Below are 15,402 nucleotides of genomic sequence, written 5' to 3'. Positions count from 1 at the left end.
GGGACCCGGCCTGGGCTGTCCCCGTCGTCATCGTCAATCCGTCGGTGGAGTTCTCCCGGCCCCGGCCTCGTGCTCCCAGGCCTTGAGCCAGATCGTCGCCAACGCCCGCTCCCAGGCGTCGTCGGGCATCGCCGTGAGTGCCTGGCGCAGGAGGACTTTCGCCCTCTCGGACTCCCCGTGATTATGCAAAATCGAGGCCGCGAAAACATATGCGGTGTACTGGCGGGGCGTGGAAATGTGACTGAGCGAGTCGGCGAGTGCCGCCGGGTCGAAGGGCCCCGAGGCCTTGGCCGAGAAGCCCTGGCGGAGGACGTTGATGAGGCCGTCCAGCTTCTCGACGCGGGTCTGCGGCGACCGAGAGAGCTCGCTGAGAATGCGGTCGCGCTCGGCGGGCTCCTGGAGCTCGTCGAGGAGCGCGGCCAGGATGAGCCCGGTGGAGGGGGCAACGGTCTTCAGGTAGAGCGGGCGGAGGATGTCGATCGCCTCGCGCGACTTGCCATCGACGATGTGCAGGTATCCCACTTTCTCGAGGAGTTCCTCGGCGGGGCGCTCGCCCGACAAGGCGACGTAGTCCTGGGCGAACTTCTTGGCCCCGTCGACGTCGCCGTGGCCCGTGCGCTTGCAGAAGAGGAACCAGTCCATCCAGCCCTCGGACGGATGCTGCTGGGCACTCCGGCGACGACAGTCCTCGGCCTCGCGCCAGTCTCCCAGGCCCTCCCGACAGCGGGCGAGGCAGAGGAGGCCGTCCCTCGCCCCGCTCGACGCGGCGGCCTCGGCGAACGGCAGGGCCTTCGCCCACTCGCCTCGGCTCATCGCGTCGTCGGCGAGCTCGACCCGGACGACCATATGGCCCAGGCCGAGATCCTCGGTCTCGAGGGCAGCCCTGAGGGTCTTCTCCCACGAGGCCCGGTCGCCCCGCTTCCGGTATGCCCGGGCCAGGAGTCGGGAGCTCGAGATGTCCGGGGATAGCTCGACGGCCCGCTTCAGGCAGCGCACCGCGTCATCCCAGCGCCCCAGGTGGAGGAACCTCGAGCCGAGCGACGAGAGGATGTCGGGGTGCTCGCCCGCCCCTTCCTCCCACTCGCGAGCGAACGGTCCCGCGTAGCCCCAGTCGTCCTGGATGAGCCGGGCCTTCCAGAGCGGGGAATGGGGGCAAGTCCGGCCCATTTCCCTGGCGGAGACCGCCATCGCATCCGGCCTGAGGTGGGTCAACTGCCCGACGAAGTCGCGGTAGGAGGAGTCGCCGTGCGAGAGCATCATCGAGAGGAGATGGACGTGCCGCGCGAGGTCGCCCTGGCCGACCTGGTAAATGAACGGATACTCATTGTAACCGATGTCCGGGACGACCACCCCTTCCAGGAGTTGATTGTAGTCCTCGTGGTCGCGCGTGGCCTTGAGCCGGAAGGCGGCGATGGCCGAGTGGTAGGGGTGGTCGGCGACCGAGGGCCAGGCCCCCTTCAGGAACTCGTCGACGGAGCCCCCCAGGACGTTTTTCAGGGAGTCGGCCCGGCGATAGACCAGGGCGAATCTCGTGTCGGCGACCATCCGGCCGAGCGAGGCCCACGAGGGATCGCCCGGGTCGTGCCGGCTTTCGCCCGCCTCGACCAGCGACTTGACGACCGCGACCTCGGGGTCGCCGGCGTCGAGCTTCGCGCGGGTTTGCTCCGGCAGGCTGGGGAGTTGCTTGAGCTGTCGGGGGATGGCCTCATCCATCGCCTGAAGTCCGGCGAGCGTGGTCGTCCGGAACGAACCGGCCCCGCCGACCTGGCAGAGCTTGTCGTGGACCCGGAAACACTCGGGATTCTCGGCGAGCACCTCGCGGCCAAGCCCGAGCGCGCGGACGATCCCCGCTCGCGAGTCCTCGACCGTCAGGAACGCCAGGAACATCGCGAGCTCGCCGAGTGGTCCCCGGCGAGCCTCGAGCAGCGGCCCGGTGCGGAATCGGCACAGTTGCTCGACCATCGGGACCCAGGCCGGCGCCGGGCCGACTTCCGGCTCCCGGTCCGAGAGCACCCGGGCTTTGGCGAGGTCGTCGAGCGCCCCCTTCTGGAAGCCCGACAGCGCTCGGGCATAGGCCCGATGCCAGTGGGCGTGGGCCGAGCCGGGGTCGCGGGACACCAGCCGCTGTGCAGCGAGCAGGGCGCGGGCCTTCAGTGCCTTGTTGCACGAGCCCCAGTGGAACTCGGTCAGCACCCCGAGATTGGCGTAGCCCCTGGCGAGCGCCCCGAGCCGGGCCGGCGACTCGCCGAGCTCGCGGATTTCCTCGTTCAGGAGGCGCACGGCGGCGAACTGCTCCGTGAACGAGAGCCGGCCGAGCCGACGCTCGACCTCCGGGTCCGGGTCGCCTCCGGCCTTGGGGCCGCGGGAGACGACCCCCAGCCCGGCCATCCGGAGGACCTTGAGGAAGCCGTCCGGAGACCTCGAGAGGATCTCGGCCTGCTCGAGCAGCCCCAAATAGTCGATGTCCGCCCCCATCGTGCGACCCAGCACGAAGCTCGCCAGGACCTTCCGCTCGCCCCCATCCTGCCGGGCCAGCACCGCGAACGGGACCTGCCCCAGCGCGAAGAACGAGCTCACTTCGATATTCGCCGTCTCGCCTGCGTTCGACATCGCGTCGCCGAGGGTCGAGTCCCGGACCACGGAGCCGACGTCCCTGGCCGTATTGAGCACGGCCTGGCGGATGATCTCATGAGCCAGGACCGACTCGGCGACCCGGTTGGGGGCCGAGTCGTGATAGCCGGCGGGCCCCATCCGAGCGATGGGTCGGCCCGTCTTGCCAGCCACCGTCCCCTCGGGCCCCGGATCGATCCTCGCGATCGACAGCCGACTGGACACCGGGCCACCAGGAATCGTCGGATCCGGCAGGTCGGCGGACTCGGGGCGGATCGGCATCTCGGCGAACTGCCGCACGGCCTTCCGGCTCCTCGAGAGCGTAATCCCCGCGCCGATCGTCCCCAGCGCCACCAGCACGACGAGGGAGAGCCAGAAGACCCGACGTTCCCCGAGCGACCCCGGTCCGGACACGGCGACCTCCGAAGATGGGGATGGGCGAGCGCGGGCAAGCCCCGGCGCAACGGCGACCCCGGCCCGGGCTCCGCGGGCGGGGCACGTCGGCATCGCTCGAGTCGTCGCCGACTCACGGAGCCGCTCGGCACCTCGTACCGGGCCGATGGTCCTTTCACTCCTCTAACCTACTCGGCCGCCCGCCCCTTGCCCAGCAGGCACCTGCCCGAGAATCGGACTCGGCGAGGTCGCCGCCCCGAGGCCAACACCGAAAGAATCCATAGCAACACACCTCGATCGCGGGACGATCGCAAGCGGCCGTTGACTCGCGCCTGGGCCGGCGGGTAAATTCCCAAGCTGTGCGTGGCAGGACGCACCCCGTCCGCGGGCAGGACCGAGTCCACCTGTCTCGACCGCCGACAATCCGGTTCATGCGAACCTCCACTTCGCCCGTCACAGCGGACATCGGGCATGCCCTTGGAGGTTTGTCATGGCCATTCGCGATCTCCCCGTCCGCCCCGACCTCGAGCAACTCCGGCACCAGGCGAAGGACCTTCTCCGACAGGTCCGCCGCGGCGAGCCCGCCGCCATCGCCCAGTTGGTTCAAGATCATCCCGGCCCGCTCGACCCGGGCGTGGCCAAGCTCTCCGACGCCCAACTCGCCCTGGCCCGCGGCTACGGCGTCGTGAGTTGGCCCCGGCTCGTCCTCGCCTGTCAGGTCGTCGAAGCGATCTGGGTCGACGACCCCGAAGGCCTCCGCACGCTCATCCTGCGCCACCCTCGGTTGCTCCACGAGATGGCGCGAGGGACCGAGCAATGCAACTGGGGGCCGCCGATGTCGTACGCGGCGAACCTCGGGCGTGACCGGGTCATCACGATGCTCCGAGGCCTCGGCGCGACGGACACGGTACGGGCGTTGATCCGGGCAGTCCTCCAGGGCAAGGTCGAGACCGCGAAGCTCTTGCACTCGATGGGCGCCCGGCCCCCTCGAGGGGCGGTGATGGGGCCGTCGGAGACGCAGAACGGGACGGGGATGGAGTACCTCCTCGGGCTCGGGGCCGAGATCTGCGACGGCCGAGGCGACCGCCTCGCCCCGGTCGGGTTGCTGCTCGAGACCTATAGCCGCAACCCGACGGGCAAGCACCACTGCCTCGAGCTCTTCGCCTCGCACGGGATCGCGCTGCCGGATACGCCCCCGATGGCCTTGCATCGTGGGAGGATCGACCTCCTCGAGCGACACCTGGAACGCGACCCGCATCTCCTCTCACGGACGTTCGCCCACCGCGAGATCTACCCGCCCGAAGTCGGCTGCCACCTCGACGAGCCGTGCGCGAGCCACGGCACCCCGCTCGGCGGGACAACGCTCCTTCATATGTGCCTTGAATATGGAGAGCTCGAGATCGCCCGATGGCTGATCGAGCGGGGGGCGGACGTCAACGCCCGGGCCACGATCGACGCGGACGGGTTCGGCGGCCACACCCCCCTGTTCGGTAGCGTCGTCTCGGTCCTCCACCTGCCTCAGAAACACCGAAAGCTCGAGGACGCACCGTTCGCCAGGCTCCTCCTCGACCTCGGCGCCGACCCGAACGTCCGCGCGTCGTTGCGGAAGGCGCTTCGAGGCGGCAACGACGATTCCCTGCACGAGTATCGCGACGTCTCCCCGCTGTCGTGGGGCGAGCGGTTCCACGACCAGGGCTACGTGAGCCGCCCGGCGCTGCGCCTGATCGAAGAACGCGGGGGACGGCCCTGAGCCGACGGAGCCGCCGCGGTCCTTACACCACCCGCCCCAAAGGTCGAGCCCGTCCCCAATGGCGTGATGACATCGCCGAGGGTGGACGGCCGCTCGGCCTCGGGACCCATCTTGATTTCGCAATTCCACGATTTCGCGGGGATTGGCCCCACGTTTGCTTCAGGAAGAGATCGTGTGATCGAACAACGATCCCAGACTCAATCGCCAGAGGAGAACTCGCCATGTCGGACGCCAAAGACAAGGTCAAAGACGCGATCGACGACACCGCCCACGCCGCGAAGCATGCCACGGAGAAAGTCGCGGACTCGGTCAAAGACGCCGCCTATAAGGCCGGCGAGAAGGTCAAGGAAGCCGGCGAGCACATCAAGGACGCGGGCCGATAACGAGGCCCTCGTCCCCGGGACGTCACCATCGCAATTGGTCGACTTCGATATTCCCCTCACTCTTCCGGAAAGGCAGACTCTACCATGATCCGCTGGGCAGTCATCTTCGCCATCCTCGCTCTGGTTGCCGGTGTGCTCGGTTTCGGCGGCCTCTCGGGCGACTTCGCTTATATCGCCAAGATTCTCCTCTTCGTCTTCCTGGTTCTCGTCGTCGTCTCCGCCGTCCTGGGACGCAGAAGCGGGCCCGTCGCATAGACGGGCCTTCGATGGATCGGAATTACCCGATCGAAGCGAAGGGGCCAGGGCCGGGTCGAACTGTCGACCCGGCCCTGGCCCCTTACTTCATGTCAACATCTTAGAATTTATTTTACAAATCAATCGTATTTGCAAAATCGAACTCTAAAATAAAAACGCCCCGATGGTATTCCTGCGTCGTGGGACGCATAGGGATCCCACCGGGGCTCGAGATCACTTCTCGAGGGCCTTGTCGACCGATCGGCCGGCCTTCTCGACGGGCCCGGCGGGATTGACCGCGTCCTTCGCATCCTGGACGCCCTTATCGATGCTCTCGCCGGCCTTCTCGGCGGGGCCCTTCTCTTCACAGCCGGCCCCGAACGCCAAGGCGCCGACGAGGAGGAGTGCGAGAGGCCCGGTCTTTCCAAAAGTCGTCTTCATGGGAATCATCCTTCCGAGTGTCGTCGTAGGTCTTCCGATTCCTGGAGCGGATCACGCCCGGATGGCATCCATCAGGCCGCTCCCCCGAAAGAATCTATACGAGCCCGAAGCCTCCGCGTGTGAATTTCCCCTCAAAAACCTGGGAAAGTCTTCACTCAGGGACTCCCGGGACTCGTATGGGAGGGTCGCCATTCGATTGTTTTCCGCTCTTGTATGGGCAACGCACTTCTCGACCCAAGAGCACGCCTAAGCGCATCACTTCCGTGAGACATAGGCGTTCCCGCGCACATAGAATCGCAACTCGCATGCCGCCCAGTCGCCCGCATAGTCCACGCCGACGCGGGGACGGGCGACGATCTCGAACGGCTCGGGCCGATCGGGCGAGGCGACGAAGAGTTCTTCGCCTACCAGGTCCTTGCCGTTGAGGCCACGATCGATCCCCAGCGCCCGGCAAAGGAGCCCGGGGCCGTTCGTCTTCCCCTCGAGGTTGCGGATCGGTTCGAGGGCGCGGAGCAGGACGGCCGAGGCTTCCCCTTCGGCCTCGGTCACGACGTTCAGGCAGTGATGGATCCCGTAAATCAGGTAGACGTAGGCGTGGCCGGGGGGACCGAACATCACCTCGGTGCGCGGTGTCCTCCCTCGCGACGAGTGCGACGCGAGGTCGTGGGGCCCGAGGTACGCCTCGGTCTCCACGATCCGCCCGACCCGTTCAACGCCATCGACCCGGCGCACGAGGAGTTTCCCCAGGAGTTCCCTGGCCACCGTCTCCGGATCCCGGTCGTAAAAGGTTCTCGGCAGAGGATGCATGGGACCAGTCTACGGGAACCTGGGCACTTGGGGCGAGCGCGACGTTTCTTCCCTGGGGTGCGGCCCGTCGCTCCGCCAGGGGTCGCTCGGGCGGATTCATGAACGGGTTCTGCCCTTGCCGGTCGCTGAGCAGGGCGACGGCTCGTGCAAAATCGCGGCTCGGTTATGGTATAGTGGCCAATCTTTGCCGGTCGATCGACTCTCGGTTTTCTAGTGGATGTACGCGATGAGCACCGTCCTTAATTTCAACGCGGGTCCCGCCATGCTCCCGCCGTCGGTCCTGGAGAAGGTCCAGTCCGAGCTCCGGGATTACCAGGGCCGCGGCATGTCGATCATGGAAATGAGCCACCGCTCCAAGGAGTTCGAGGCGGTCAACTCCGGGGCGGAAGCAACCTTCAAGAAGCTCCTCGGCGTGGGCGACGGCTACCGCGTCCTCTTCCTCCAGGGGGGGGCGTCGACCCAGTTCGCGATGGTCCCGATGAACTTCCTCGCGCCCGGGGCGACCGCGGATTATCTGGTCACCGGCTCCTGGGGTGAGAAGGCGTTCGAAGAGGTCTCGGCGCTGGGCAAGGCCAACCTCGCGGCCTCGACCAAGGCCGACGCCTATCGCCGCGTGCCCCGGGCCGACGAGATCACGCTCACGCCCGACTCGTCGTACGCCCACTTCACCTCGAACGAGACGATCCAGGGGGTCCAGTTCCACGAGTTCCCCGACTTCGGCGACCGCCCCGTCGTCGCGGACATGAGCAGCGACATCCTCTCGTACCCGTTCGACGCGAGCAAGTTCTCGCTCATCTACGCCGGTGCGCAGAAGAACCTCGGGCCGTCCGGCGTGACGGTCGTCCTGCTCCGCGAGTCGTGGCTGGAGAAGGCGAACAAGGGGGTGCCGACGATGCTTCGCTACGCGACGCACGTCAAGAACAACTCCCTGTACAATACCCCCCCGAGCTTCGGCGTCTACGCCCTGGGCCTGGTCCTGCAGTGGATCGAGTCGCTCGGCGGCCTCGGGGCGATGGCCGAGCGGAACGGCAAGAAGGCGGACACCCTGTACCAGGCGATCGACAACAGCGCAGGGTATTACAAGGGACACGCCGAGGCGGGATCGCGCTCCCGGATGAACGTCACGTTCCGCCTCCCCAGCGAGGCCCTCGAGAAACAGTTCGTGACCGAGGCCCAGGCCGTCGGCATGGTCGGCCTCGCCGGCCACCGCTCGGTCGGCGGCATCCGCGCCTCGATCTACAACGCCATGGATGTCGAAGGGTGCCAGGCCCTCGCGTCCTTCATGGGCGACTTCGCCAAGCGCAACGGCTGACCCGAACGCCCCCTTGCAAGCCCGAAGCGCCAGCGAGTGAGTCTTGCCGCGAAAAATCAAAGGGGATTCACTCGCTGGCGCTTCGGGCTTGTATCGGCGTGATGCAACCCGAGCGATCACCGCTCCATCCCGAGACCCCGCCTCCTTTCGCGAGGCGGGGTCGCGTCGTCCTCTCAAGATTCGGATCGAGCTCCGGCTCTCAGGGCCTCGACTTCCGCTTCCAGCTCGGCGATCCTCGCCTGCAACGCGCGAAACGCCGGGACGACGTCCCGCTCGGGGAATCGCCTGTGGATATGCTGGGGACAGTTCACGTCCCAGGCCTCGACGGTGAACAGGATCGCCCGTTCGACCTTGCCGGGGTAGGACGGATCGCGGAGCGTCTCGAGCAATGCCGTGTCCCCTTCGACGACCCGCGCCGTCCCCCAGATCTTCACGCGCCTGCGGTTTTCATAGTCCATCAAGAAGAGGAAAGCCCGGGGATTCTCCGAGAGGTTCCCCAGGGTGATGTACTGGCGGTTGCCCCCGAAGTCGGCGAACCCCAGCGTGTGTTCGTCGACCACCTTGAGGAAGCCCGGCGGGCCGCCGCGGTGCTGGACGTACGGCTGTCCCTCGGCGGTCGCCGTGGCCAGGTAGAACATGTCGAGCTCGGCGAGGAAGCCCTCAAGGTCGGGCGTGATGGTCGTCGGCCACCCCCCGCCCTGCTCCACCTTCGCGTAGCTCTTCCGCGAACCGTTCTGCTGCTGGATCGCCTTCACGGCGGGCGTGAAGGCGACGTCGCTCGGAAACCCTCGCATCTCACCCTCCCGACGACCCTCGTCCGGGCCGTCGTACGGCCATTGGTCACTTCACATCGGGCATACCGGGATGATCGGCAGGCCTGGGGCCGGGGGCCGGCCAGTGGAAGGTCCGCTCGTCCTCGCGGATCGGCACGTCGTTGATACTTGCTTCGCGTCGACGCATCGAACCACGGTCGTCGAACTCCCAAAGCTCGTTCCCGTAGCTGCGGAACCACTGGCCGCTGGCGTCGTGGCACTCATAACGAAAGCGCACCGCGATCCGGTCGTCGGTAAACGCCCAGAGCGCCTTGACCAGTCGGTAATCGAGTTCCCGGGCCCACTTCGCGGCCAGGAAGTCGCGAATCTCATCGCGCCCGGTCACGAAACGATCTCGATTCCGCCAGACCGAGTCCTCGGTGTAGGCCAAGGCAACACGCGCCGGGTCCCGACTATTCCAGGCGTCCTCGGCGGCCCGCACCTTGCGGGTCGCCGTCTCCAGGGTGAACGGCGGGGCGATCACGATCGAGCCCATGATGATTTCCTCCAAGGGATCGGAGAATCGATCAACAGATGACGCATATAGTCACAGATTGAAATCCAACAAACAAAATCAAATTAACAGATCAAATAATATATTTACAATTGTTTAAATTTCATCTACTCTCTTATCCGTGTTTCATCCGTGGCTAAAAATTCCCCTTGTTCCATCCAGCGCCGGGACCCTGGGCAGATCAACGTCCGTGGCCGCGACGAGGTTGAAGTAGTTCGTGAAGACGCCGAGCGAGACGTTGGCGACGACCTCGGCGATGGCCCCGTCGTCGAACCCGGCGGCGCGGACGTCGTCGAGATCGTCGTCTTCGACGTGACCTCGGGCGTCCAGGACCCTGAGGGCGAACCGGACGAGGGCTTCGGACCTCGGGTCGACCGCCGTGCCGAGCCGGCTGTCGCGGATCTGGTCGGCCGTCAACCCGGCCATTCGGCCCAGGGCCGAGTGGGTCGCGAGACCGTAATCGCAACCCATCGCCTGGGCGACCGCCAGGGCGATTCGCTCGCGATCCCTGGCCGAGAGCCCCCCTCCGGCCAAGGCCGCACTCAGACGGAGATAACCCTCGAGCACGACCGGGGCAGTGGCCATCGCCCGCGTCATGTTCGGGACGAGACCGAGCGTCTCCTGCACCTCGCCGAGCAGGGCCTTCGCCCGTCCGGTCGCTTCCGCGGGGTCAGTCTGGAGGATGCGTGCCATGGTTCAAGATCCTCACTCTCAACATCGGCCTTCACAACGAGTCCGATGGCGATTCTCATGGAAGTGATTCCAAGTCCCGTGCCACGGCCACAAGCACTCCACAAGTCCTTGACAATGCAAGCGTTGCGAGATTACCCTCACCAAACGAGCCTCACGATATTCCGTGAGCTCCCGAGATTTCGTCGAGGCTTCTTGAGATTTCGTGAGGCGATCGAATGACCACGTTGTCGCCGTTGTTGATCGATCCCAAGGGGCTGCTGCTCGACATGGCTCGGGAGCCCGCGCTGCCGGATCTGCTCCGGCTGGTCGTCGGCCGACTGGCGGACTCGTCCCGGGTTGCCCTGGCGCGAATCTGGCTGGCCCAGCCCACCGAGGACTGCTCGGGTTGCCTCCACAAGACGGAATGCCAGGGACGCCCGGAGTGCTTGCACCTGGTCGCGAGTGCCGGCCGGTCGGCGGTGGACCCTCGGGTCGAGTGGACGCGGCTCGACGGGGCATTCCGCCGATTCCCGTTCGGGGTGCGGAAGGTCGGGCGGATCGCCGAGAGTGGCGAGCCGATCGAGGCCGCGATCCCGGCCTCCGACCCTCCCGACTGGGTGGCGGTCCCGTCCTGGGCGCGTGCGGAAGGGGTCGCGTGGTTCGGCGGCCAGCCGCTCGTCCACCGCGGCACGACCCTCGGCGTGCTCGCCGTCTTCGCGCGAGGCCCCGTCAGCCCCGACTGCCTGGGCTGGCTGCGGACCATCTCCGACCACGCCGCCGCCGCCATCGCGACCGCCCGCGCCTTCGAACGCATCGAAGTCTTGAAGCGCAAGCTGGAGTTGGAGAACGAATACCTGCGCGAGGAAGTGACCCACGCCGGCGCCTTCGGCGAGTTGATCGGCGGCGGCCCCGCGCTCGAGGCGCTCGCCCGGCAGATCGACCTCGTGGCCCCGACGGATGCATCCGTCCTGATCCTCGGCGAGAGCGGCACCGGCAAGGAGCTGGTCGCCCGAGAGCTCCACCGGCGGAGTCGACGCTCCGACAAGCCCCTCATCAAGGTAAACTGCGCGGCGGTCCCTCGCGAGCTCTACGAGAGCGAGTTCTTCGGCCACGCCCGAGGGTCGTTCACCGGCGCCCTGCGCGACCGCGCCGGCCGGTTCGAGCTGGCCGACGGCGGGACCTTGTTCCTCGACGAGGTCGGCGAGATCCCCCTCGAGCTCCAGGCCAAGCTCCTCCGCGTGCTCCAGGAAGGAGAGCTCGAACGCGTCGGCGAAGAACGGACCCGCAAGGTCGACGTCCGCATCATCGCGGCCACCAACCGCGACCTCAGGACCGAAGCCGAGGCCGGGCGATTCCGCCAGGACCTCTTCTTCCGCTTGAGCGTCTTCCCGGTCGAGCTCCCGCCGCTGCGCAAGCGCACGGAAGACATCCCCATGCTCGCCGAGCACTTCCTCGCCGCCTCGGCCCGCAAGCTCGGACGAATCACACCCCGGCTCACCCTCGCCAACGCCCAGCAGCTCCAACGCTACCACTGGCCCGGAAACGTCCGCGAGCTCCAGCACGTCATCGAGCGGGCCGTCATCACCGCGGATGGAGCCCGCCTGAACTTGGAAATCCCAAGCACCCTAACGCCATCATCGGCCACAAAGCAGGCGGGGCCATCACCATTCCGAGGCGTGTCCGAATCGGCCGAGCGGATCTTGACGGATGCCGATCTTCGTAGTCTGGAGGCGGACAACATCCGAGCGGCGCTGCGGAGAACCAGAGGAAAGATCTCCGGGCCGGGAGGTGCCGCGGAGCTGATCGGGATCAAGCCGACGACACTGACGTCTCGCATCAAGGCACTAGGGATTGAGCAGGGCACGTAGGTGTGATGGAAAGGGCAGATCATGTCCAACAAACAAACCTCGGACTGACAACGACCGCGCAAAGGAGACAGAAGAGAAAAGACAATCTGATCCACAGATGACGCAGATTGGCGCAGATAAGATCTCTAAAATTTTCTAGATCCATCTGCGTCAATCTGCGTCATCTGCGGATAGTCTTTCGTACTTTCGTACCCTTCAGATCAGGGGAGTTCGCGGATGCGGAGGTGCCTGAATTCGACGGGGGAGCCTTCGGATTCGAGGCAGAGGTAGCCGGAGCGGGGCTCGATGCCGGTACCGCCGGAGACTTCCTCGCCGTTGACCCAGAGGCGGACCTCGCCGTTGATGGCGCGCACGTAGTAGTGGTTCCACTCGTTGAGCCCCTTGCTGAGGTGCTTCGAGGGGAAACTGCGGCGGCCGTCGGGGGCGACGGGGGGGAAGGGCTTCATCTTGGTGTCGCCGACGGGGAAGACGTCGCCGTGGGTGGTGAACCAGTCGGGCTTCTTCCCGGTTTCTTTCTCATATTTCTCGGCGTAGCCGTGGTCGAGGACCTGGACCTCGACCCCGTGGGGGAGCCCGTTGTGCTTCAGGGCGTTCAGGGACGACTCGGAGGCCCAGACGAAGATCCCCGAGTTCCCGCCGGAGCGCAGGTGCCGCCACTGGGCGACGAGCTCGAAGTTGCCGACCGGGGCCTTGGAGCGGATCACGCCGACCGGCTGGCCGGTGCAGTGCGCGACGCCGTCCTTCCAGGTCCAGGTGCCGGGGTCGAGGTTGACGTTGACGAAATCCCCCTCCCCGAGCGGCTTCCAGCCCGGCCCGGTGCCGTCCAGGAAGGCCCGGCCATGCTCGGGCGGGGCGGCGGGGGCGACCGTCGTCGCCAGGCCTACCAGCCAACCGCTCAACATCAAAACGCGAACACTCGACGTCATTCTCATGGATGTCGCCTTCCGAACGTGGATCAGTCGTCCCGACGGGTCGAAGGAACCCCTCGGGGACGCCCGGGGGGGTTCCGCACACGTCGTGGGTTATACCACGGGCCCGAGGGGTCGGCGAGCCTGCACCGACCGGGCTTCCCCGGGCCTCGGAGACGCCGTTCAGCGCGGCTGTTCCAGGACCGCCACAGGCACCTTGTTGACGTTGATCCGTTCCCAGAGGTCATCCACCCTGGCCCCGTTCGGCATCGGGCCGGCGTGGTACCAGAGGTTGCCGTCGACCTTACACGTGAAGGTGTAATCCTGCCCGGCGATCGCGCGGAGGTCTTCGCTGTTCGAGTAATCGACGTGGGCCGAGTAGGTCCCGTCCTTGACGGTGTACGACCCGCCGCCCGAGCGGAGGACCTTCCCGGTCTCGGGTTCGAATGACATCCAGAGGTAATGATCGACGGTCATGATCTTGTATTGTTCATAGGGCGCCTTGGTGAAGGTCTCGCCCTCGCCGTTCCGGATGCCGACGAGCCGCCAGACCCCTTCGAGGTCCTTGCCGTCGCCGGGCCGCAGTTGCGGGGCCGGGGCCGGGGCCGGCGGCGTGATCGGGGCCGGGCGAGAGGTCTTCCCCTCGAGCTCGGCCACCACGGCTCGGGCCTTCTCGAGGCTCGCCTCGGTCGCCCGGAGTCGGGCCTCCAATTGCGAAACGAGGACCCGGGCGGTCGCCTCCACTTCGTCTGTCTTGCCCTCGGTCGCGGTGGCGCGTGCCCTCGGGGCTCCTCCGGCGACCAGCGCCGCGGCGAGCCCCGTGACCGCCAACGCCCCCGACCACAGCCAACGCCTCTCGGCGAAGTTGACGTTCCGCATCGCCCGTCCTCCGAATCTCAAGCTTCGAGGCGGTCGATGCGGAGAGACGCCCTCTCCATAACGGTTCTCGCGACCGCCGTCTCGTCCCTCGAGTCTATCCGTCCCCGCCCCGCCGTTCCAATGACAAATGTCGACCCGGTCGCAACCTCGAAAGCAGCCCCATCATCCCTCGAGGACGACACGGTCCGGGACCTTGTCCCCGGCCTTCGGGAGGGCTACGATGCGGATCTCACAGCCCGGGGTCTCAAAGGGCAAAGACAATCGAGCCGTCCGGCGACATCGTCCGCCACGAACCTGACGGGGTTCCCGCCAAGGCGTCGGCGATTCCTCGGGCGCAGGACGTGCCAACGAAGGAGCGGCCATGACGCGCGTGATCGATGACGGGACTTCGTCGGCGGATCACTCGAGGCGAGGGTTCCTGGCGGCGGCCGGCGGGATGGCCCTGGGCTTCACGATCGTCCCCCGCCACGTGCTGGGCGGCCCGGGGTTCGTCGCGCCGAGCGATCGGGTGAACGTCGCGGGCATCGGCGTCGGCGGCATGGGGGGCGGCGACATCGCCACGCACGCCAGGAACGGCGCGAACATCGTCGCCCTCTGCGACGTCGACGAGGTCCGCGCCGCCGGCTCGTTCAAGGCCTTCCCCAAGGCGCGTCGGTTCAAAGATTTCCGCCGGATGCTCGACGAGATGGGCAAGTCCATCGACGCGGTCTCGGTCGGCACCCCCGACCACGTGCACGCCGTCGCCTCGATGGCGGCCATCCGCGCGGGCAAGCACGTCTACTGCCAGAAGCCGCTCACCCACACGCTCCACGAGTGCCGCGAGTTGACCAGGGCCGCGAAGGCCGCCGGCGTGGCGACCCAGATGGGCAACCAGGGGCACGCCACCGAGGGAGCGAGGCTGACCAACGAGTGGATCCAGGCCGGGGTGATCGGCGAGGTCCGCGAAGTCCACGTCTGGTCCGACCGCGCGGGGAACCTCTGGAAGCAAGGGGTCGGCCGGCCGAAGGACACCCCGCCCGTCCCCCCGACCCTCGACTGGGACCTCTGGCTGGGGCCGATCCAGGAGCGTCCCTACCACCCGGCCTATGTCCCGGCGAACTGGCGAGGCTGGCGGGATTTCGGCACCGGGGCCCTCGGGGACATGGGCTGCCACATCATCGACCACCCCGTCTGGGCGCTCGGCCTGGGGGCCCCGACGTCCGTGGAGGCCCGCTCGACGCTCGACGGGTCCTTCCTCGAAGGGAACCGGCCCAACCTCGAGACCTACCCGATCGCGTCGATCATCACCTTCGAGTTCCCCGCCAGGGGCAAACTCCCGCCGGTTCGGATGACCTGGTACGAAGGGGGCCTGATGCCGCCCACCCCTTCGGAGATGCCCAGGGGAGACGAGTTGCCCTCCAACGGCGTCCTTTATGTCGGCTCAAAAGGGAAGATGCACCACAGTTCCCACGGCGGCATGCCCACACTGCTCCCGGCCTCCCTCCACGAGCAGGCGAAGGCCATCCCCCAGACCTTCAAACGCTCGCCCGGCCACTACGAAGAGTGGATCCAGGCCTGCAAAGGGGGCCCTGCCCCCGTCTCGAACTTCGACTACGCCGGCCCCCTGACCGAGGTCGTCCTCCTCGGCGTCCTGGCCCTCCGCGCCCCCGGGACCCGCCTCGAGTGGGACGCCGCCAACTTCCGGATCAAGAACGCCTCCGAACTCAACCGCCACCTCCACACCGAATACCGCAAAGGCTGGGCTCTCTGACCACTTCTCCTGAAACCCGTTATTTTCTTAAATAACGGGTTTCTGACACCGACATCGCCGACCCGCCCT

At 66.9% G+C, this 15,402-nt stretch carries 14 protein-coding genes; 6 read left to right on the top strand and 8 right to left on the bottom strand.

What is annotated here, in order from left to right; translation table 11 throughout:
- Positions 1-33 precede the first annotated feature (33 nt).
- Positions 34-3,024, bottom strand: coding sequence for a tetratricopeptide repeat protein (locus tag ACYOEI_RS13410; protein ID WP_462850005.1), 2,991 nt, complete (start codon positions 3,022-3,024; stop codon positions 34-36).
- A 469-nt stretch (positions 3,025-3,493) separates the two neighbouring features.
- Between ACYOEI_RS13410 and ACYOEI_RS13405 the strand changes: the two genes are divergently transcribed.
- From ACYOEI_RS13405 to ACYOEI_RS13395, 3 genes are all read left to right on the top strand, one after another.
- Entirely contained in the window at positions 3,494-4,753 is a 1,260-nt protein-coding gene (locus ACYOEI_RS13405) for an ankyrin repeat domain-containing protein (protein ID WP_462850004.1), read from the top strand.
- A gap of 221 nt (positions 4,754-4,974) precedes the next feature.
- Entirely contained in the window at positions 4,975-5,136 is a 162-nt protein-coding gene (locus tag ACYOEI_RS13400) for a hypothetical protein (protein ID WP_462850003.1), read from the top strand.
- Between the two features lie 84 nt (positions 5,137-5,220).
- The gene (locus tag ACYOEI_RS13395) at positions 5,221-5,391 is read left to right on the top strand and encodes a DUF1328 domain-containing protein (RefSeq protein ID WP_462850002.1); all 171 of its coding nucleotides are present in this window, start codon (positions 5,221-5,223) and stop codon (positions 5,389-5,391) included.
- Positions 5,392-5,604: 213 nt separating this feature from the next.
- Here ACYOEI_RS13395 and ACYOEI_RS13390 read toward each other — a convergent pair whose 3' ends face one another.
- Both ACYOEI_RS13390 and ACYOEI_RS13385 read right to left on the bottom strand, forming a co-directional pair.
- Positions 5,605-5,811 carry a hypothetical protein gene (locus ACYOEI_RS13390; protein WP_462850001.1) on the bottom strand — a complete coding sequence of 69 codons (207 nt, stop codon included), beginning with the start codon at positions 5,809-5,811 and terminating at the stop codon, positions 5,605-5,607.
- Positions 5,812-6,066: 255 nt separating this feature from the next.
- The gene (locus tag ACYOEI_RS13385; protein ID WP_462850000.1) at positions 6,067-6,618 is read right to left on the bottom strand and encodes a DNA-3-methyladenine glycosylase; all 552 of its coding nucleotides are present in this window, start codon (positions 6,616-6,618) and stop codon (positions 6,067-6,069) included.
- 226 nt (positions 6,619-6,844) lie between these two features.
- Here ACYOEI_RS13385 and serC point away from each other — a divergent pair, with 226 nt between their 5' ends.
- Positions 6,845-7,930, top strand: coding sequence for a 3-phosphoserine/phosphohydroxythreonine transaminase (gene serC, locus ACYOEI_RS13380; protein WP_462849999.1), 1,086 nt, complete (start codon positions 6,845-6,847; stop codon positions 7,928-7,930).
- A gap of 173 nt (positions 7,931-8,103) precedes the next feature.
- Here serC and ACYOEI_RS13375 read toward each other — a convergent pair whose 3' ends face one another.
- From ACYOEI_RS13375 to ACYOEI_RS13365, 3 genes are all read right to left on the bottom strand, one after another.
- Positions 8,104-8,724, bottom strand: a complete 621-nt coding sequence (locus ACYOEI_RS13375; protein ID WP_462849998.1) for a pyridoxamine 5'-phosphate oxidase family protein — start codon at positions 8,722-8,724, stop codon at positions 8,104-8,106.
- 46 nt (positions 8,725-8,770) lie between these two features.
- Positions 8,771-9,238, bottom strand: coding sequence for a nuclear transport factor 2 family protein (locus tag ACYOEI_RS13370; protein ID WP_462849997.1), 468 nt, complete (start codon positions 9,236-9,238; stop codon positions 8,771-8,773).
- A gap of 144 nt (positions 9,239-9,382) precedes the next feature.
- Positions 9,383-9,949, bottom strand: a complete 567-nt coding sequence (locus ACYOEI_RS13365) for a carboxymuconolactone decarboxylase family protein (RefSeq protein ID WP_462849996.1) — start codon at positions 9,947-9,949, stop codon at positions 9,383-9,385.
- 215 nt (positions 9,950-10,164) lie between these two features.
- Here ACYOEI_RS13365 and ACYOEI_RS13360 point away from each other — a divergent pair, with 215 nt between their 5' ends.
- Positions 10,165-11,796 (top strand): sigma-54-dependent Fis family transcriptional regulator, encoded by a 1,632-nt coding sequence (locus ACYOEI_RS13360; protein ID WP_462849995.1) that lies wholly within the window; start codon positions 10,165-10,167, stop codon positions 11,794-11,796.
- 200 nt (positions 11,797-11,996) lie between these two features.
- Here the strand turns inward: ACYOEI_RS13360 and ACYOEI_RS13355 are convergent, their stop codons facing one another.
- Both ACYOEI_RS13355 and ACYOEI_RS13350 read right to left on the bottom strand, forming a co-directional pair.
- Positions 11,997-12,728 (bottom strand): 3-keto-disaccharide hydrolase, encoded by a 732-nt coding sequence (locus tag ACYOEI_RS13355; RefSeq protein WP_462849994.1) that lies wholly within the window; start codon positions 12,726-12,728, stop codon positions 11,997-11,999.
- A gap of 159 nt (positions 12,729-12,887) precedes the next feature.
- Entirely contained in the window at positions 12,888-13,583 is a 696-nt protein-coding gene (locus tag ACYOEI_RS13350; RefSeq protein WP_462849993.1) for a DUF4488 domain-containing protein, read from the bottom strand.
- Positions 13,584-13,944: 361 nt separating this feature from the next.
- Here ACYOEI_RS13350 and ACYOEI_RS13345 point away from each other — a divergent pair, with 361 nt between their 5' ends.
- Positions 13,945-15,333, top strand: a complete 1,389-nt coding sequence (locus ACYOEI_RS13345; RefSeq protein WP_462849992.1) for a Gfo/Idh/MocA family protein — start codon at positions 13,945-13,947, stop codon at positions 15,331-15,333.
- Positions 15,334-15,402: the final 69 nt, after the last annotated feature.

The organism is Singulisphaera rosea, from assembly GCF_054877945.1.
The sequence above is the reverse complement of the archived record's forward strand: the minus strand, read 5'-3'. Positions and strand labels throughout refer to the sequence as shown.